Annotated in this window: 14 protein-coding genes; 8 read left to right on the top strand and 6 right to left on the bottom strand. The window is 66.6% G+C overall.

All coding sequences use genetic code 11. The features are described from left to right. Positions 1–10 precede the first annotated feature (10 nt). Together cydB and NDB2M1_RS05940 are read right to left on the bottom strand one after the other, a co-directional pair. The gene (gene cydB / locus NDB2M1_RS05945; RefSeq protein ID WP_072380470.1) at positions 11–1,159 is read right to left on the bottom strand and encodes a cytochrome d ubiquinol oxidase subunit II; all 1,149 of its coding nucleotides are present in this window, start codon (positions 1,157–1,159) and stop codon (positions 11–13) included. Positions 1,160–1,171: 12 nt separating this feature from the next. Then, positions 1,172–2,761, bottom strand: a complete 1,590-nt coding sequence (locus NDB2M1_RS05940; protein ID WP_072380468.1) for a cytochrome ubiquinol oxidase subunit I — start codon at positions 2,759–2,761, stop codon at positions 1,172–1,174. A gap of 84 nt (positions 2,762–2,845) precedes the next feature. On the opposite strand from NDB2M1_RS05940, the gene NDB2M1_RS05935 reads away from it, so the two are divergent. The 3 genes from NDB2M1_RS05935 to NDB2M1_RS05925 all read left to right on the top strand — a co-directional run bounded on the left by NDB2M1_RS05935 (position 2,846) and on the right by NDB2M1_RS05925 (position 6,398). Then, a complete protein-coding gene (locus NDB2M1_RS05935) occupies positions 2,846–4,372 on the top strand; it encodes an ABC transporter ATP-binding protein/permease (RefSeq protein WP_072380466.1) in 1,527 nt (508 codons plus the stop codon). Then, positions 4,369–5,961, top strand: coding sequence for an ATP-binding cassette domain-containing protein (locus tag NDB2M1_RS05930; RefSeq protein WP_072380464.1), 1,593 nt, complete (start codon positions 4,369–4,371; stop codon positions 5,959–5,961). The genes NDB2M1_RS05935 and NDB2M1_RS05930 overlap by 4 nt, the downstream gene beginning before the upstream one ends. A gap of 65 nt (positions 5,962–6,026) precedes the next feature. Further along, positions 6,027–6,398, top strand: coding sequence for an EthD domain-containing protein (locus tag NDB2M1_RS05925; protein WP_072380462.1), 372 nt, complete (start codon positions 6,027–6,029; stop codon positions 6,396–6,398). Here the strand turns inward: NDB2M1_RS05925 and NDB2M1_RS05920 are convergent. Next, positions 6,374–7,081, bottom strand: a complete 708-nt coding sequence (locus tag NDB2M1_RS05920) for a TetR/AcrR family transcriptional regulator (protein WP_072380460.1) — start codon at positions 7,079–7,081, stop codon at positions 6,374–6,376. The two genes, NDB2M1_RS05925 and NDB2M1_RS05920, sit on opposite strands and share 25 nt — an antisense overlap. A gap of 46 nt (positions 7,082–7,127) precedes the next feature. Continuing rightward, positions 7,128–7,973: a helix-turn-helix transcriptional regulator gene (locus NDB2M1_RS05915; protein ID WP_072380458.1), complete on the bottom strand. Its 846-nt coding sequence runs from the start codon at positions 7,971–7,973 to the stop codon at positions 7,128–7,130. 110 nt (positions 7,974–8,083) lie between these two features. On the opposite strand from NDB2M1_RS05915, the gene NDB2M1_RS05910 reads away from it, so the two are divergent. From NDB2M1_RS05910 to NDB2M1_RS05900, 3 genes are read left to right on the top strand one after another with little or no spacing between them, the layout of a single operon-like run. Next, positions 8,084–8,875 carry a phytanoyl-CoA dioxygenase family protein gene (locus NDB2M1_RS05910; RefSeq protein WP_072380455.1) on the top strand — a complete coding sequence of 264 codons (792 nt, stop codon included), beginning with the start codon at positions 8,084–8,086 and terminating at the stop codon, positions 8,873–8,875. Further along, positions 8,872–10,404: an alpha-amylase family glycosyl hydrolase gene (locus tag NDB2M1_RS05905; RefSeq protein ID WP_143146647.1), complete on the top strand. Its 1,533-nt coding sequence runs from the start codon at positions 8,872–8,874 to the stop codon at positions 10,402–10,404. Before NDB2M1_RS05910 ends, NDB2M1_RS05905 begins: the two co-directional genes overlap by 4 nt. Beyond that, entirely contained in the window at positions 10,401–12,575 is a 2,175-nt protein-coding gene (locus NDB2M1_RS05900; RefSeq protein WP_072380452.1) for a GH92 family glycosyl hydrolase, read from the top strand. The genes NDB2M1_RS05905 and NDB2M1_RS05900 overlap by 4 nt, the downstream gene beginning before the upstream one ends. On the opposite strand, the gene NDB2M1_RS05895 is transcribed toward NDB2M1_RS05900, so the two are convergent. Further along, positions 12,572–13,432: an enoyl-CoA hydratase gene (locus tag NDB2M1_RS05895; RefSeq protein ID WP_083554686.1), complete on the bottom strand. Its 861-nt coding sequence runs from the start codon at positions 13,430–13,432 to the stop codon at positions 12,572–12,574. The two genes, NDB2M1_RS05900 and NDB2M1_RS05895, sit on opposite strands and share 4 nt — an antisense overlap. 202 nt (positions 13,433–13,634) lie before the next feature. On the opposite strand from NDB2M1_RS05895, the gene NDB2M1_RS05890 reads away from it, so the two are divergent. Beyond that, a complete protein-coding gene (locus NDB2M1_RS05890; RefSeq protein ID WP_072380806.1) occupies positions 13,635–14,555 on the top strand; it encodes an NAD-dependent epimerase/dehydratase family protein in 921 nt (306 codons plus the stop codon). Positions 14,556–14,635: 80 nt separating this feature from the next. Then, complete coding sequence (locus NDB2M1_RS05885; RefSeq protein ID WP_072380450.1) at positions 14,636–15,424, top strand: SDR family oxidoreductase; 789 nt, start codon at positions 14,636–14,638, stop codon at positions 15,422–15,424. Here the strand turns inward: NDB2M1_RS05885 and NDB2M1_RS05880 are convergent. Then, entirely contained in the window at positions 15,421–17,142 is a 1,722-nt protein-coding gene (locus NDB2M1_RS05880) for an N-acyl-D-amino-acid deacylase family protein (RefSeq protein ID WP_072380448.1), read from the bottom strand. The genes NDB2M1_RS05885 and NDB2M1_RS05880 overlap by 4 nt on opposite strands. Positions 17,143–17,146: the final 4 nt, after the last annotated feature.

Genomic DNA, 17,146 nt, shown 5'->3' with positions numbered 1-17,146 from the left:
TTGCTTTCTCTCAGTACATGTCAGGATTGAGGCGGACTTCCTCGGCGCCGACGCGGCCGAACATCACCCGGTACGCCCAGGTGGTGTAGGCGAGCACGATCGGCAGGAAGATCAGCACCACCACCAGCATGATGAACAGCGTGAGGTGGCTGGAGGACGCGTTCCAAACCGTCAGACTGGACGCGGGGTCGATGGCGCTGGGCAGGATGAAGGGGAACATCGAAAGGCCGACCGTCGCGATGATGCCCGCAGCCGCCATCGACGAACCGGCAAAGGCCAGTGCATCCCTCCGCCGACGCAGGCCCGCGAACGCCACCAGCGGGCCTAGCAGGCCAAGCAGCGGCGCAGCGATCATCCACGGATGCGCGCTGTAGTTGTCGAGCCATGCGCCCGGCGCTGCCATCGCACGGGCAAGGTGCGGGTTGGACGGGCCAGCCGTATCGACCATATCGGCGACGCGGAAGCCAAGGCCGCCCCATGCGACATAGGCCCCGCCTGCGGCGAACAGCGCCAGTACCAGCACCGCCGCACCCGCACCGTATTGCCGCGCACGGTGCTGGACCGGCCCCGGCTCCAGCTTCATCGCCAGCCAGCCCGCACCGTGGAGCACCAGCATCGCCACCGAGAGCAGGCCGGCGAGCAGGCTAAACGGGGTGAACAGGCCGAGCAGTGAGCCTTCGTAGGTCGCCCGCAGATCGTCATCGAGGCGGAACGGCGCACCGAGCAGCACGTTGCCCACCGCCACGCCGAACACCAGCGCCGGGACCAGCCCGCCTGCAAACAGCGCCCGGTCCCATCGCGCGCGCCAGGCCGGGTCAGGCCGTTTGGAGCGATACTTGAACCCCACCGGCCGCAGGATCAGCGCCGCCAGCACGAGGAACATCGCGAGATAGAAGCCCGAGAAGCTCACCGCATAGACATAAGGCCAGGCCGCGAAGATCGCGCCGCCGCCGAGGATGAACCACACCTGGTTGCCTTCCCACGTCGCGCTCACGGTGTTGATGACCATGCGGCGTTCAAGGTCGTTCCTTGCGACGAACGGCAGCAGCGCCATCGCGCCGAGGTCGAACCCGTCAGTGAGCGCAAAACCGATCAGCAGCACGCCGATCAAGGCCCACCAGATCAGCCGCAGCGTCTCGTAATCAAGCGGCAGCGCCATCGCGGCTCTCCTTCATTCGGCGGGAACGCTGTGGAACGGATTGGGCGTGGCGGGCGGCGGTACCGGATCGCGGCGCGGCTGCCACGGTGTATAGCCCTCCGGCCCATGCCGGATCGTAGACAGCATCAGCCGCACCTCGATCACCGCGAGCGCGCTGTAGAGCAGGGTGAAGCCCGCGATCGTCGTCCAGATTTGCGCAGGTGTCAGGCTCGATGCGCCGAGGAATGTCGGGAGCACCCCGTCGACCGCCCACGGCTGCCGTCCGATCTCGGCCACCAGCCAGCCCAGTTCTGCTGCAATCCACGGGAGCGGAATGATCAGCACGGCGCCGCGCAAGAACCACTTGGCGTTGAAGCGCCGCGTATTGGCCAGCACCAGCGCCGTCGCAAAGAATGCGATGAACAGGAAACCCAGCGCTGCCATGCCGCGGAACAGCCAGAACAGCGCGGGCACGCTGGGCACGGTCGACCATGCCGCCTTGTCGAGCGCCGCGCTGTCCGCCTTGCGCGGATCGGCGACATAGCGCTTCACCAGCATAGCATAGCCGAGATCATCCTTGGCGCTCTCGAACTGCGCGCGAGCGGCGAGATCCGTCGGGTTGGCCTTGAGCTTTTCCACCGCATCATAGGCGACAAGGCCGTGCTCGATGCGGGTGCGCGCGTGCGCGACCAGCGGGTAGATGCCCTCGACTTGCCCCGTCAGGCTGCGCGTACCGATGATGCCGAGGACATAGGGGATCTTCACTTCATAAAGCGTCTCGCGTCCCGCGTTCGACGGCAGGCCGAACACCGCGATCCCGGCCGGTGCCGGTTCGGTGTGCCATTCCGCCTCGATCGCAGCGAGCTTCATCTTCTGGTTGTCGGTCAGCGTGTAGCCGCTCTCGTCGCCCAGCACGACGACCGACAGCGCCGAAGCAAGCCCGAACGCCGCCGCCACCGCGAAGCTGCGCTTGGCAAGCTCGAGGTGCCGACCCTTTAGCAGGTACCACGAGGAGACGCCGAGCACGAACACGCTGGCGGTGACGTAGCCGGCGCTCACGGTATGGACGAACTTGGCCTGCGCGACGGGATTGAAGACGACGTCGTAGAAGCTGGTCACTTCCATGCGCATGGTGACGGGGTTGAACGCCGCGCCGACAGGATGCTGCATCCAGCCATTCGCGATCAGGATCCACAGCGCCGAGAAGTTCGAGCCGACTGCCACCATGAAGGTCGTGAACAAGTGCTGGCGGGCGCTTAGTTTGTCCCAGCCGAAGAACATGAGGCCCACGAAGGTCGCCTCGAGGAAGAAGGCCATCAGCCCCTCGATCGCCAGCGGCGCGCCGAAAATGTCGCCCACGTAGTGCGAGTAGTACGACCAGTTGGTGCCGAACTCGAACTCCATGGTAAGGCCGGTCGCGACCCCCAGCACGAAGTTGATGCCGAAGAGCTTGCCCCAGAAACGGGTGATATCCCGCCAGATCGGGCGGTCGGTCATCACATAGACGCTTTCCATGATGACCAGAATGAACGACAAACCAAGCGTGAGCGGGACGAACAGGAAATGGTACAGCGCGGTCAAGGCGAACTGCAGCCGGGAAAGTTCCACCACTGCCATATCCATCGCTTGTGCCCTTTCGTGGCCTGCGCGTAGAGGCAGAGCCGAGTCTGCCACTGCCGTCCCCTGCCCATTAACCGAATCCAGATCATGAAGACAGCCAAAGCGGCAGGCCTTGCCTGGACATCCGATAGTGTGGGCGCTGCGCTTTTTGCATGGGGTGCCGCGGGCGCCCTGGAAGCGCGGTTGCAAGGGACAGCGGGCATCGCCGCCGGCGCCGCGCTGATGCTGCTGGGCGGCCTGCTGCGGCTCGCCAGCCAGTATGGGGCGCAGATCATCGGCTTCGACGAAGGGCGCACGCTGGCCCGGTTGCGGCGCGCGGCGCTGTTTCCGCAGCTGCTCTCGCTGGCCGGACCCGGTGCGCCGGCACTAGGGGCGACTGCTACGCTGGGCATCGATCACGTGGCGGCCGAACAGGCCCGCGCGGCGCGGTTTGATCCGGTGCGGCAATCGGCAATGCTGGCTCCCATACTCGTTGTGCTGATCGTCGCGCTGCAGAGCCGGGCAGCCGCGCTGATCCTGTTCCTCACGCTCATCCCGTTCGTGCTCGGCATGATCCTGGCGGGCGGCGCGGCGCGGCAAGCGGCGGACCGGCAGATGGCGGCGATCACCGCGCTTTCGGCGCTCTATGTCGATCGGATCCGCCACTTGCCGATCATCCGCCACTTCGGCGCGCAGGACCGCGTCGCGCGGGCTGCGGGCGGCGCGGCGCAGGATGTTGCCGAGCGCACGATCGCAGTGCTGCGCGCGGCGTTCCTTTCAAGCGCCGTGCTCGAATTCTTTGCGGCGCTGAGCGTTGCCTTGGTGGCGGTCTATTGCGGGTTCGCGCTGCTGGGTCTGCTGCCGTTCACCCCGCCGGAGCAGCTCGATTACCGCGCGGCGTTCTTCGTGCTGGTGATGGCGCCGGAATTCTACCTCCCGATGCGCCGCCTTGCGGCCGCATACCACGAAAAGCAGCTGGGCGAGGCAGCGGAAAAGGTGCTGGCCGAGGTGCCCGAGCCTGTGAATGCGGCAGCCATGGCGGACAAGGTCTCGCTTCGGGATGTTGTGATCGCGTGGCCGGGTCACCGCATCGGGCCGGTCAGTTTCGAGCTTGGCGCGTCCGGCCTTGTCTGCGTGACCGGACCGACCGGGAGCGGCAAGACCAGCCTGCTCGCCGCGATTGCCGGGCAAGTGATGCCGAGCGAAGGCACGCTGGAAACCCGCCCCGCAGAAGCCATCGCGTGGGCCGGACAGGTGCCGCTGCTGCTGCCGACGACGCTTGATGACAACCTTCGGCTGGGCCGCCCCGAGGCTACGGATGTGGAAGTGGCCGAGGCGGTGCGCCGGGTCGGCCTCGATGCCCTGCTTGCGCGCCGCAATGCCGGACTTGCCACGCCCATCGATCACCACGGCGCATGGCTTTCGGGCGGGGAGCGGCGGCGGCTGGGCCTTGCCCGCGCATTGATCGCGGATCGCCCGCTGCTTCTGGCGGATGAGCCGACGGCCGATCTCGATGCCTTCAGCGCCGAACAGATTATCGCGATTCTTGTCGCAGATGCCAAGCAGCGTGCAGTGATCGTCGCCACGCATGACGAGCGGCTTGTCGCCCTCGCCGATCAGGTGATCGCGCTGTGATCGCGGCGCGCTTTCCGCTGCCGCTGCCGCCGCGCGTCAAGGGCCGCATCGCGCTGGGCTTTGCTGCCGCTCTCGCTGCAGGGGTGGGCGGACTGGTCCTGCTTGCCCTCTCCGGCTGGTTCCTCACCGCGGCGGCATTGGCAGGTGCCAGCGGCGCTGGTGCCATTGCCGCCTTCAACTACCTGATCCCTGCCGCCGCGATCCGGGGCCTCGCCGTCGTGCGTACGGCGGCCCGTTATGGCGAACGGCTGTGGAGCCATGAGGCTGCGCTCCATGCCCTTGCCGGCTTGCGCGGCATACTGTTTGCCCGGCTTGCCCATGCCGACGCGCGCAGCGCGCCGGACCTGTCCGGCGGCGATGCCAGCGCGCGGCTGATCGGCGATATTGCCGCGCTCGAAGACCTTGTGGTGCGGCGGCCCGGTATCCCGGCGGCCTTCGGGACAATGCTGGTCGGGCTCGCTGCCGTCGCGCTGGCGGGATGGCTGGCTGCGCTGCTGCATGTGGCCGCACTCGCGCTGCTCCTCGCGGCGCTGGCGCGCTTGCCGGTGCGCCTCAGCGCCGCGCCGGCTGCCGAAGCGGCTGCGGCAACCGCTGGACTGCGGCGCATGCTGGTCGATTATGCCGCAGCCCGCAGCGAGATCATCACGTATGGCTTGGCGGACCGCGTGACCGCCCAGCTGGTGGCGCAGGCGGACCGGCTGGATGAGGCGCAGCGCCAGCTGGCACGGATCGAAGCGGCGAGCAGCGGCCTGCTGATCCTCGGCAGCGCAGTGGCCGCCGGGGCGACTCTGCTGGTCAGCACGGCCTCCGCGCCGATCACCGCACTGGCCATGCTGGCGGCCACGGCGAGCATCGAGGCCGTTGCCGCCATAGCCCGCTCCAGCGCGCGCGAGGCAGCTGTCACCGAGGGCACCGAACGGCTGCGCGTGCTGCTGGCGCTGCCGGTGCCTCAGGGCAAGGACACGCCGGCAGCAGCGGCCGCCTTGCCGATCGGGCTCGGCCAGGCCCTGTTCGCGCCAGCAAGCCGCATCGCGCTGACCGGCCCATCAGGTTCGGGCAAGACACGCGTGATCGAAGCGCTCGCCGGTCTGCGCGCGCCTGCACATGGGCTTTCGCTTGGCGACCAGGGACTTGCGGCGCTTTCCGAGACAGCCATCCGCGCCCAGATCGCGCTCGCGCCGCAGGAGCCGATGCTGATCGCCGGGTCGGTGGCGGACAACTTGCGCCTCGCCCGGCCCGGCATCGACGCACCCGCGATGGAGCTGGCCCTGCGCACGGCACAGCTCTGGGACCGGATCATGCGCATGCCGCAGGGTCTGGATAGCGTGCTCGGCGAGGACGGCGGCATTCTCTCGGGCGGCGAACGCAAGCGGCTTGCTCTGGCCCGGGCGCTGCTGGCCGAGCGCCCCTGGCTGCTCCTCGACGAGCCGACCGAGGGCCTCGATGCTGCGACCGAGGCTGCACTTGTCACCGCGCTCGGTACGTGGCTCGATGCGACGGGCACCGGGCTGCTGATCGCCTCGCACCGCCCGGCGCCGCTGGCATTGGCGGGACTGCAGGTTCCGGTCGAGGCGATCCCGGCCACCTAACCTATTCGTCAGCCGCCGGGCCTGCAGGAATGGGATAGAACTGCCTTGCGAAAGGGGAGACCCGCATGACCGTGACTGTCCTCACGCTGCTCAAGCGCCGCGCCGATATGAGCAAGGCCGACTTCATCGCCTATTACGAGACGCATCACCGCCTGATCGGCGAGAAGGTGCTCGGCCCCTGGGCGATCCGCTATGAGCGCAAGCATCTCCATCCGCTGGACGGTACCGATGTCGACCATGATTTCGATGTCGCCATGGAGATCGAGTTTGCCGACGAGGCCGCCATGGCCGCCTGCTTCGCCGCGCTCGCCGAGCCGGATACGCGGCGCGAGATCACCGAGGACGAGGAGCGCCTGTTCGAGAGGCCGCGCATGCGCGTCTACCGCGTGGAGCAGCACCGCTCCGACATGCCTCAGACCACCAGCTTGCCGGTATAGACCTGCCGCAGCACTTCGTCCGAAAGGCGCTGGGTGCGGCGGGTGCGCGCATCGCCGAACACCGGTTGCTGGAGCAGCAGGCCCATGTGGACCACGTTCACGAAGTCGCTCGCAAGCTTCATCTGCTCCCACTGGTCGCGCCAGTGCGGAAAGGCCTCGATCATCTCGGCAATCCACACTTCGTCAAAACGGCGCGCGACGGGGCCGAAAAACTGATCCAATTCGCGGTCGGTGCGTGCTGCCACCGCCAGTTCCAGATAGGCTGCATATTCGCGTGTCTGCACGCTGCGCCAGTGCGCAGCGGTCGCGATCTCGAGCCGCTCGGATTCTGCGGCGTCCTTCATTCTCTCAAGGTAGTCCTCGAGAAACAGGCGCATGCGTTCAAAGAACACGTGCTCGACGACCGCGCCGACAAGCGCGATCAGGGTTGGAAAATGGTGGTGCATCGCGCCTCTCGAAACGCCGGTGCGTTCGACCACTGCCTGCGTGGTCAGGCCCGCAAAACCGTTCTCGACGAGGCAATCGATCGCCGCTTCGATGATGCGCAGCCGGGTGCGCGCGCTCTTCCGCTGCTGCCAGCGCGCAGGCGTTGCATCGGGGCCCGGCGGCTGCAGCGCATCAAGGACGCGCATCTTGGTCTTCGATCCGGTCACCGCCCCATCCTTGGCCCATCCTTGGCCCATCCTTGGCCCATCCTTGGCCCATCCTTGCCCCGTCAATGCCGCGATCCTACCCGCTTGCCCCCTTGCCAACCAGCAACATCTTGCGATGCTCGCTGGGACTGACGCCAAAGGCCGCGCGGTAACACTGCGAGAAATAGGCGTGCGAGGCAAAGCCGGTCCGATAGCCGATCTGCGAGACCGCAAGGTCGCCTGTCGCCAGCATGCGCGCGGCCTGCTGGAGGCGAAGGCGAGTCTGGTAGGCGACAAAGCCGCTGCCGAAAGTCTTCGCAAACAGCCGGGAGAAATAAGAGGGCGAAAGGGCGCAGCGCGAGGCGGCTTCGGCGAGCGTGAGCGGCTTGTCGGGAAACCGCTCCCAGTGCTGAAGCAGCGGCCGGAAATGCGCGAGCCCGGAGACTGTTGCCTGGGCGTCTCCACTCTGTTGGCCGAAAGCGCCAAGGAGGGCGAGAAGCAAGGTTTCGAGCAGCAAGCACACCTGCGGTTCGGGCGCCTGGTCCGCAAGGCTCGCGGCCAGCCAGTCCAGCAGCAGCGTGATGCGCAGTGCGGCCACCGGTTCCGGCGCTGCTGCGCAGGCTGCGAGTGGGAGTGCGGCGAGCGCAGGGTCGATGGCCCGCGGATCGAACTGCACCAGGGTCCAGCTCCGGTCGCCGGGCGCGAAGGCGAAATCGTGGATGGCCATGCCGGGCGCATAGAGCACCGCACCCGGCGCAAAGGGCCATTCGCCCGCTTCGGTGATGAAACATCCGGTGCCTTGCTTCATGAACACGAGTTCGGCGGGTCCGTGGAAATGGAGGAAGCGTTCCGGCAGGGGATCCGCGGCGCGCTGCACCACCCGGTCGATGCGTACCGAGCGTCCGGGCAGAAGCGCGACAGGTTCGGACAGAGCAGGCAGCATGACAAGATATTGATAGCTTATCGCGGGAATGCCCACAATCTCGCCGCATGATATCCGCTTATCTGACAGGTATAAACAGCTCCGCTCGCAATCGGACTGAAAACGCTGCCATGCTGGATATGCCCTTCACCATCGCCGAAGATGTGATTGCCCACTACCGGAACGACGGCTTCGTGCGCTTGCCTGGCCTGCTCGATGCGGAGGAACTGGCACACTACGGTGCCGAAATCACCCGGCTGACGCTGGCACTCAACACGCAGGTCAAGCCGCTGGAAGAGCGCGAGACCTACGACCGCGCCTTCCTGCAGGTGATGAACCTGTGGCGCTCCTCCGAGGAAGCGCGCCGTTTCGTCTTTGGCAAGCGGCTGGCCGGCGTCGCGGCGCAGCTTCTGGGTGTGAAGGCAGTGCGGCTCTATCACGACCAGTCGCTCTACAAGGAACCCTCTGGCGGAATCACGCCGGCGCATGCCGACCAGTACTACTGGCCACTTGCGACCGACCGCGCGATCACGGCCTGGATTCCGCTCCAGCCGGTGCCGCTGGAGATGGGGCCGCTGGAGTTCTATGCCGGGAGCCATCGCAGCGAAATCGGCCGTGATCTGCCGATCTCGGACGAAAGCGAGGCGCGGATCACGGCTGACATGGAAGCGCAGGGCTTCCCGATCGACCGCGCGGCCTATGCGCTGGGCGATGTCAGCTTCCATGGCGGATGGACCTTCCACCGCGCGGGACCGAACCGCAGCCGGAAGCCGCGTTCGGTGATGACGATGATCTATATCGACGCGGATATGACCGTGGCCGAGCCAGTGAACCGGATGCAGCAATCCGATCTGGCGCAGTGGCTGCCGGGTCTCCAGCCGGGCGATCTTGCTGCCTCGCCGCTCAATCCGTTGCTGCTGTGATCCGGTGGATGATCGCGCTGGCGGCCCTGCTTGGGTCGGTCGGGTCGGCGCAGGCGCGGCCGGAGATGGTCTACCACATCTTCGTGCGCAGTTTTGCCGACAGCAATGGCGACCGGCAAGGCGATCTCGACGGCATCCGTCAGCGGCTCGGCTATCTTGAGCGGCTCGGCGTGACCACGGTCATGCTTACCCCGCTCTACCCCTCGCAGTTCTATCACAACTATTTCGCCGACGACTTTGACGGGATCGATCCCGAATTCGGTACCATGGCTGATTTTTCGGTGCTGGTGCGCGATGTGCACCGGCGGGGGATGAAGATCATTCTCGACGAGGAAATCCAGTACGTCTCCGACAAGCACGCGTGGCGCATGGAATCTGCAGGGCATCCAGAAAGCCCTCATGGCAAGTTTCTGCTCTACCGCGATGCGACCAACCGCGCGCCGGTGCCGACCTTGCTCGGGACCAACGACTTCAGCGCATGGCCTGGCCAGAAGCGGCAGATCTTCACGGTCAATCTGGCTGAACCGGCGGTCAAGTCCTGGTTCGCGCGCTACCTCTCACGGTGGGCCGATCCCGACGGCGATGGCGATACTGCGGACGGGGTGGACGGTTTCCGGATCGACCACATGATGGACGATCTCGACAATGCGGGCGTGCTGAAGTCGCTCCTGGCCGATTTCTGGGCGCCTGTCATCGCGCAGCTCCATGCGCTGAATCCCCGGCTTACCGTCACCGCCGAGCAGGCCGATTGGGGCGATGGCGCAGCGTTCTTCGCCAAAGGCGGCGTGGACCGGGTGTTTGCCTTCCCGATCTGGAGCGCGGCGGGAAAGCTTGACCCTGCCGCCTTTGCCCGCGCCATCACCTGGTCGAACGTCGTGGTGCCCGCAGGCCGCAGCCAGCTCGTTTTCATCGAGAACCACGATACGCCGCGCTTTGCCGATGGCGCCGCACGGCGGGGAGAGATCCTCCGGCTCGGTGCGGCCATCACCATGCTGACCGGATGGGTGCCAAGTATCTACTACGGACAGGAAATCGGCATGTCCGGCAGACAGACCGACGCCTATCCGGGCAGTGCCGATGCGCGCGACATTCCGCTGCGGCAGGCTATGCGTTGGGTGCCTGATCCGTTGGCTGCGGGGAACGCGGCATGGTATCGGCAGTTTCGGGATGCGTACAATACGCCCGACAGCAATGGGCCCGGCGACGGCGTTTCGGTGGCTGAGCAGGACAAGGCGCGCAGCTCCCTGCTGAACACCTATCGGTCCCTCGCAGCCTTGCGCGCCCGCTGGCCGGCCTTGGGCGAAGGTACGACGCGGGTGGTGAGGCAAGAAGGCAGTCTGGTGCTGATCGAGCGCCGCACGGCAGGGAACGAGGCGCTGGTACTGTTCAACTTTGCCGATTTGGCAGCCAGTGCAAGACTCCCGATAGCACGCGGTGCCGTTCGCCAATACGGTTCGGCGCGCCGTGGCAACAGCGGGCTGACAACGGCTCCCGCCTTCTCCGCCACTGTCTGGACCATGAAGCCATGATCGACCGCCGGACCTTGCTCGCCATGGCTGCCGCTGCCTGTGCATCGCCCCTGTTCGGCCGAGCGGAGGAGGACCGCGCGGGCCTGGTCGATCCCTTCATCGGCACCGACGGCACCGGGCACACGTTCCCGGGGCCGAGCCGCCCGTTCGGCATGATCCAGCCGGGGCCGGACAATGCAGCTTCCGGGTGGGATTTCACCTCCGGCTACCAGTATCGCGCGCCGCGCATTCTGGGCTTCTCGCAAAACCGGGCGAGCGGCACGGGCATACCCGAACTCGGCGATGTGCTGCTGCAACCGGGCATCGAGCGGCGCGAGGACTTGTCCAGCACATATGCCAAGGCCAGCGAAATTGCGCGGCCGGGGTACTATGCCGTCACGCTGGCGGACAATGGCGTTCGGGTGGAACTGACCTCGACCTTGCGCAGCGCCTTCCATCGCTACCGCTTCGCGCGCGGCGGGCGGGTGTGGCTGCTGGTCGACCTGCAGCACGGCCTTACCTTCCGGACCGACCGGCAGCCGGTGCAATCGGTCGGCAACAGCTTCAGCGCGAACGCCTTCGAGGGTGAGGCCGTGCGGCAGAACTGGACGAGCCGGCACGTCGCATGGTCGGTGCAGTTTGACCAGGCGATTGCAGCGGTTGAAACGCTGCCGCCGCGCGCCGGAGATGCCGCGCCGCGCTATCTGTTGGGCTTCGATCTGGGAGCAGATGCCGTGCTTAAGGCGCGCATCGGGCTTTCGACAACCGACCGCGACGGCGCCCGGCGCAACCGGGACGAGCGGGGCGGCTGGGATTTCGATGCGGTCACCGCGGAGAGCCGCAGCGAGTGGAACACGCTGCTGGGCCGGGTGCGGATCGAGGCACCGCAGGAGCAGCAACACATCTTTGCGACCGCGCTCTATCACCTGTTCCTGCACCCGTCCGTGGTGAGCGATGTCGATGGCCGGTGGCGTGGACCGGACGGCAGCGTGCGGCAAGCGGCAAAGGGGCTGCGCTACTCGACATTGTCGCTGTGGGACAGCTTTCGGGCGGCCAATCCGCTCTACACGCTGCTGGTGCCGGAACGCGTCGACGACTTCGTCAACACGCTGCTCGATCACTGCGATGTGGCGGGCAGGCTGCCGAAATGGCCGATCTGGGGCGGTGAGACCGGCACGATGATCGGCGAGCCCGCGCTGCCGGTGATCGCCGATGCCTGGGCGAAGGGTTTTCGCGGGTTCGACGGCCGCCGCGCGCTGGGGGCGATGGTCGCGACCTCGACGCGCGATGCGGGGCCGCTCTATCCCGGGGACGATTCCTTATCGGTCTGGTCGCTCTATGACCGCTACGGCTATTATCCCGTCGATCTCGTCAGAGGCGAGGCCGTATCGCGCTCGCTCGAGGCCGGGATCGGCGATGCGGCGACCGCGCGGATGGCAGCGATGCTGGGCAAGCCCGCCATGGCCCGCCGCTTTGCGACCCGCGCCGGGGGCTGGCGCATGCTGATCGATCCGGAAACCCGCCTCGCCCGTGGGCGTGACAGCAAGGGCCAGTGGCGCGCGCCGTTCGATCCGCTGGTGCCGACATCGCCGCTCAACAACCCCGGCGACTATACCGAAGCCAATGCGTGGCAATACACGTGGACGCCCGCGCTGCATGATGTTTATGGGCTGATCGCGGCATGGGGCGGCAAGGCGGGCCTCAAGGCCATGCTCGATCGCTTCTTCTTCGGCCTCCCCGCCACCAAGGGCGCCGAGTTTCTCGGGCAGGAAGCGATGATCGGGCAGTATGCGCACGGCAACGAGCCGAGCCACCACATCGCCTGGCTCTATGCCTTCACCGACACCCCCGAGGTCGGCCACCGCCTGATCGCGCGGATCGCGCACGATTTCTACCGCGCCAGTCCCGCCGGGATCCTGGGCAACGAGGACGCCGGGCAAATGAGCGCATGGTATGTCTTTGCCGCGCTCGGGTTCTACCCGGTCGATCCGTCGAGCGGGACTTATGTCGCCGCCGTTCCGCTTGTGGACCGCGCAACCATCGCGGTCCCCGGCCATCACGCGCTGGTGATCGAACGCCGGGGTGCAGGCGACCGGCTCAAGGCCCTGCGACTTCGGGGCCATGCCGTGTCGCCCACCCGCATGCCCCACGGCGCGCTGGCGGCGGGCGGACGGCTGGTGTTCGAAACCTAGTCCTTACGGCTCGCCCGCGCCTCACGCCTGATGATGTCCATGCCATCGGGATCGACCAATTGGCCATGCAGCGCGAAGTTGTTGGCGTGGCCGAACTGGTGGAGGTTGAAGGCGGACTGCACCGCGTTCCACAGGCCCATCGCGTCCATCGACTGGTTGACGCTCATCTTCGCGGTCTTGAGCCCGATCGCGGGGCGCGAGGCGATCTTCTCCGCAATCGCCAGCGTGCGGCTTTCGAGCTCGGCGCGCGGGACGACTTCGCTGACCATGCCAAGCGTCCTGGCTTCTTCGGCGCCGATGGGCTCGCCGGTGAACAGCATCTGCTTGGCGCGGCGGTGGCCGATCTCGAAGGCGTGGACGAAGAACTCGTGGCCGTTCATGCCGAAAGCAACCACGGGATCGGAGAACTCGGCATCATCGGAGGCGATGATCAGGTCGAACGGCCAGATCAGCATCAGCCCGCCGGCGATTGCCTTGCCCTGCACCGCCACGATGATCGGCTTGGGCAGATTGCGCCAGCGCCAGCAGAACCCGAGGTAGACCTCCTGCTCGCGCGACATGTGGCCCTGCGGCCCCTTGTGGCGATACCCCCCGAAGCCGAGCACCGGCGGACGCAGCTCGCCGATCTTCACGCGGTCGCTGAGATCGTGGCCGGAGGAGAAGTTCTTGCCCTCCGACGCGACGATGACGACGTTCACCTCGTCGTCATCCATCGCGATGTCGAGCGCCTCGTTGATCTCGTAGAGCATGCGCAGGCCTTGCGCGTTGTGCTTCTCTGGCCTCGCGAGGGTAATGCGAGCCACACGCGATGCGGGCCTGTCGTAACGGATATCCTCGAAAGCCGGCACTTCGCTCATTCTGGCATTCCCTCTGCTGCGCGCGAACAGAGCAAGGCATGCAACGCGGCCTGAGATTAGAAAATGCCCGTTTATGACAGGCCTTCGCCGCTGACCCGGCAATGCGGCCGATCCGCCGGACAAATGCTGCACCATCCATACTTTGGAGGCGATCTGCCGCCGCGGCTTGCGTATCGTGGCGCATGAAGGGAGACAGATGCAGATGAGAATTGGCGTAACCGGTGCCGGCGGGTTCGTCGGACAGGCCCTCGTCGCGGCACTCGCGGGATCCGGCCGCAGCGTCGTCGCGACCGACAGGAGGCTTGATGGACTGCCGGCGGACGTCGAACCGGTCGAAGGTGACCTCGGCGATCCGGCGATCCGCGCCGCCCTGACAGCCGGCGGCCTTGACGTGCTGATCCATCTCGCGACCGTCCCCGGCGGTGCAGCAGAGGCCGATCCAGCGGCAAGCCGCCGGATCAATGTCGATGCGATGTACGACCTGCTGCTGGAAGCCGCTGCCGCTTCGCCCGGCCTGCGCGTGGTGTTCGCCAGTTCGATTGCCGTCTTCGGCGATCCCCTGCCGCCGCTCGTCGACGATCACACGCCGCTGGCGCCGAAGCTGATCTACGGCGGACACAAGGCGATGATGGAGGCCGCTGTTGCCCTGTTTTCGCAGCGCGGCATGATCGACGGCGTATCGGTGCGCTTGCCGGGTCTGCTGGCCCGGCCACAGGGGCCTTCGGGGCTCAAGTCCGCTTTCCTCTCCGATCTGTTCCATGCGCTGCGAGCCGAGAACGCCTTTACCTGTCCGATAGCGGCGCAAGGCACGATCTGGGCCCAGTCCGTCAGCTGCGCCGCCGCCAATCTGCTGCATGCTGCCAAGCTCGATACCGCACAGCTGCCGCCGACCCGGGCGGTAACGCTGCCTGCGCTTCGCGTGACGGTCGGGGATCTCGTCGCCGAGATTGCGCGCCAGTGCGACACGTCGCCAGATCTGGTTCGCTATGCACCCGATGCCGCCCTGCAAGCCACCTTTGCCGCGCAGCCTCCGCTTTTGACACCCGCTGCCGACCGCGCGGGTTTTGTTCATGACGGGGACCTTGCGGCGCTCGTCGCGTCGGCGCTGTCAACGTTGCGCTGACCTATACGTCCCCACTATCGCCAGTTTACCGGGACAGAGATAGGCTGATGATCGCAGCCAGGCACGGGTGAGGATGCATTATGGACTTGGGAATCAAGGGCCGCAAAGCGCTGGTCAACGGCGGAAGCGCAGGCATGGGGCGAGGTTCGGCGCTTGCGCTGGCGCGGGAAGGCGCGGAGGTATTCATTTCGGCGCGCGGTGTGGAGCGACTTGAGGCAGCCTGCGCCGCGATTGCTGCCGAGACGGGTGCCAAGGTGCATCCCATTGCAGCCGATCACGCCAGCGATGAAGGCCGCGCTGCAATCCTGGCCGCATGCCCCGATCCCGACATCTTCGTCGCAACCTGCGCACCGCCGCCGTTCACCGGGGATTTCCGGGAGGTCTCGCGCGAGGAGTTCGAAAAGTCGGTAGCCACCGCGCTGCTCAGCCCGATCGACTACATCAAGGCTGTCTCCGGCCCGATGATGGAGCGAAGCTGGGGCCGCATCGTCAATATCAGCACCGGCGCCGCCAAGTACCCTGCGGCCATGCGCGTGCTGTCCGGTCCGCCCCGCGCCGCGCTGGCCAACTACTGCCACGCGATCTCGAAGGAACTCGCGCGCTACAACGTGACGGTCAATTCGGTGCTGCCTGGAATGCACCACACCCCGGGCATCGAGGAGATGATGAACCCGCGCGCGGCGAAGAACGGCCGAACTTATGACGAGGAAGTCGCATCGTTCGTGAAAGCCGTGCGCATCCCCGCCGGACGCTTCGGCGATGCGGAGGACCTTGGCGCGATGGTCGCGATGCTCTGCAGCGCGCAGGCGAGTTTCGTCACCGGGCAATCTCTGGTTGTCGATGGCGGGATGGGAACCTCGATCTTCTAGTTCAGGCGGTATCCCGCGCCCCGGATCAGCTTGCCCGGCCGCGCACCGGTCGACCGATCGAACCGGCGGATCACTTCGCCCGCGACGATGGTCGCTTCATAACCGGTTGCGCGCTGGTGGAGGCGGCGGCCGCCGGCGGGCAAATCGCGCACCACTTCGGGGAGGTGCAGCGAGAGGCCATCGAGGTCGATCACGTTGAGATCGGCCCGTTCGCCCGCCTTCAGCAATCCGCGATCATCGAGGCCGACGGCCCGGGCGGCTTTGCGGCTGAGCATGTGGACGGCTTCGGCCAGCTCGAGCTTGAGCGGTCCGTCACCCTTCACGAACTGGGTAAGCAGATAGGTCGAATAGCTCGCATCGCAGATCGCGCCGTAATGCGCGCCGCCATCGCCGAGGCCGGGGACGCAATAAGGGTGCTTCAGCATCTCATGGGCGCTGTCGAGCGTCGCGTTTTCGTAGTTGCCGAGCGCGGCGAGGAACAGGCCGTACCCGTTGGTCTCCAGAATGCGGTCGTAGGCCACTTCCTGCGGGGTGCAGCCGCGCGCCGCTGCCTGACCCGCCATGCTCATATGCGCTGGCGGGGCGTAGTCGGGCGGATTGTCGAGCGGGAACAGCCAGCGCCAGTTGCGCGCCAGCGCGTTGAAGGGGTGGCCGGGGGCAAAGTCCTCGCCGAGCAACGCCTCGCGCAAGGCAGGATCGCGCATGGCGACGACTTGCTCGGGGATCGAAAGATGCGCGATCTTCGACCAGCTGGGGCAGAGGACAAATGGATGCACCGTCAGTTCGAGCCCGGCGATAAGGCCGATGGGGCGCGGCATGACCTGCGCGTGGGCGATGCCGCCTGCCGCATTGGTGGCCTCCAGCTTTTCGAGCACGCGGCGCCAGCGCGGCGGGGCATCGTTGCCCGAAGCGAGCGTGAAGGTCGCGGGCCGCCCGCTAGCCTCGATCACCCGCTCGATCACGCGGTATTCCTTGTCCCAGCCGACGAAGGCATCGAGCACGACCTGAAACGTCCCCGCGCCGACATCGCCCATGCCGCGCGTGATCGCCTCAAGTTCGGCAATATCGGCATCGAAGGTGGGGATCGCGCCGCCATCGGCGGTCTTGTGGATCGAGAGGCGCGAGGTGGCAAAGCCGATGGCCCCGGCACGCATGGCCTCTGCCGTCAGGTGGCGCATCAGGGCAAGGTCCGCCTCGGTCGCCGGTTCGCGGGCCGCGCCGCGTTCACCCATCGCGTAGACGCGCAAGGGCGAGTGCGGGAGGTAGGCGGCGATATCGATGTCGCGCTTTCCGGCGGCAACGGTGTCGAGATACTCGGGGAAGGTCTCCCAATCCCATGACAGGCCCTCGGTCATCACCACGCCCGGAATGTCCTCGACGCCTTCCATCACGTTGATCAGCATCTCATGATCGGCCTTGCGGCACGGTGCGAAGCCGACGCCGCAATTGCCCATGACCGCCGCCGTCACGCCATGCGCGGACGAGGGCGATAGCTCTTCGGCCCAGATGCATTGGCCGTCGTAGTGGGTGTGGACGTCGATGAAGCCGGGCGTGACGACCCGGCCCTTGGCGTCGATTTCCTCCGTGCCGCGACCGCTGATGGCACCGATCGCGGCAATGCGTCCGCCCGCGATGGCAAGATCGCCGTCGATCAGATCGCCACCGCTGCCATCGGCGATGGTGCCGCCGCGGATCACCAGATCATAGTCAGCCACCATTGCG

Source organism: Novosphingobium sp. NDB2Meth1, assembly GCF_900117425.1.
In the GTDB taxonomy this organism is placed as follows: Bacteria; Pseudomonadota; Alphaproteobacteria; order Sphingomonadales; family Sphingomonadaceae; genus Novosphingobium.
This window is presented reverse-complemented; position numbering and strand designations above follow the sequence as displayed.

Coding starts and splice junctions, on each gene's coding strand:
- NDB2M1_RS05915 (WP_072380458.1), bottom strand. CDS start 7,973: ATGCTGCCTGCTCTGTCCGAACCTGTCGCGCTTCTGCCCGGACGCTCG.
- NDB2M1_RS05900 (WP_072380452.1), top strand. CDS start 10,401: ATGATCGACCGCCGGACCTTGCTCGCCATGGCTGCCGCTGCCTGTGCA.
- NDB2M1_RS05880 (WP_072380448.1), bottom strand. CDS start 17,142: ATGGTGGCTGACTATGATCTGGTGATCCGCGGCGGCACCATCGCCGAT.
- NDB2M1_RS05925 (WP_072380462.1), top strand. CDS start 6,027: ATGACCGTGACTGTCCTCACGCTGCTCAAGCGCCGCGCCGATATGAGC.
- NDB2M1_RS05940 (WP_072380468.1), bottom strand. CDS start 2,761: ATGGATATGGCAGTGGTGGAACTTTCCCGGCTGCAGTTCGCCTTGACC.
- NDB2M1_RS05895 (WP_083554686.1), bottom strand. CDS start 13,432: ATGAGCGAAGTGCCGGCTTTCGAGGATATCCGTTACGACAGGCCCGCA.
- NDB2M1_RS05935 (WP_072380466.1), top strand. CDS start 2,846: ATGAAGACAGCCAAAGCGGCAGGCCTTGCCTGGACATCCGATAGTGTG.
- NDB2M1_RS05910 (WP_072380455.1), top strand. CDS start 8,084: ATGCTGGATATGCCCTTCACCATCGCCGAAGATGTGATTGCCCACTAC.
- NDB2M1_RS05890 (WP_072380806.1), top strand. CDS start 13,635: ATGAGAATTGGCGTAACCGGTGCCGGCGGGTTCGTCGGACAGGCCCTC.
- NDB2M1_RS05885 (WP_072380450.1), top strand. CDS start 14,636: ATGGACTTGGGAATCAAGGGCCGCAAAGCGCTGGTCAACGGCGGAAGC.
- cydB (WP_072380470.1), bottom strand. CDS start 1,159: ATGGCGCTGCCGCTTGATTACGAGACGCTGCGGCTGATCTGGTGGGCC.
- NDB2M1_RS05920 (WP_072380460.1), bottom strand. CDS start 7,081: ATGGGCCAAGGATGGGCCAAGGATGGGGCGGTGACCGGATCGAAGACC.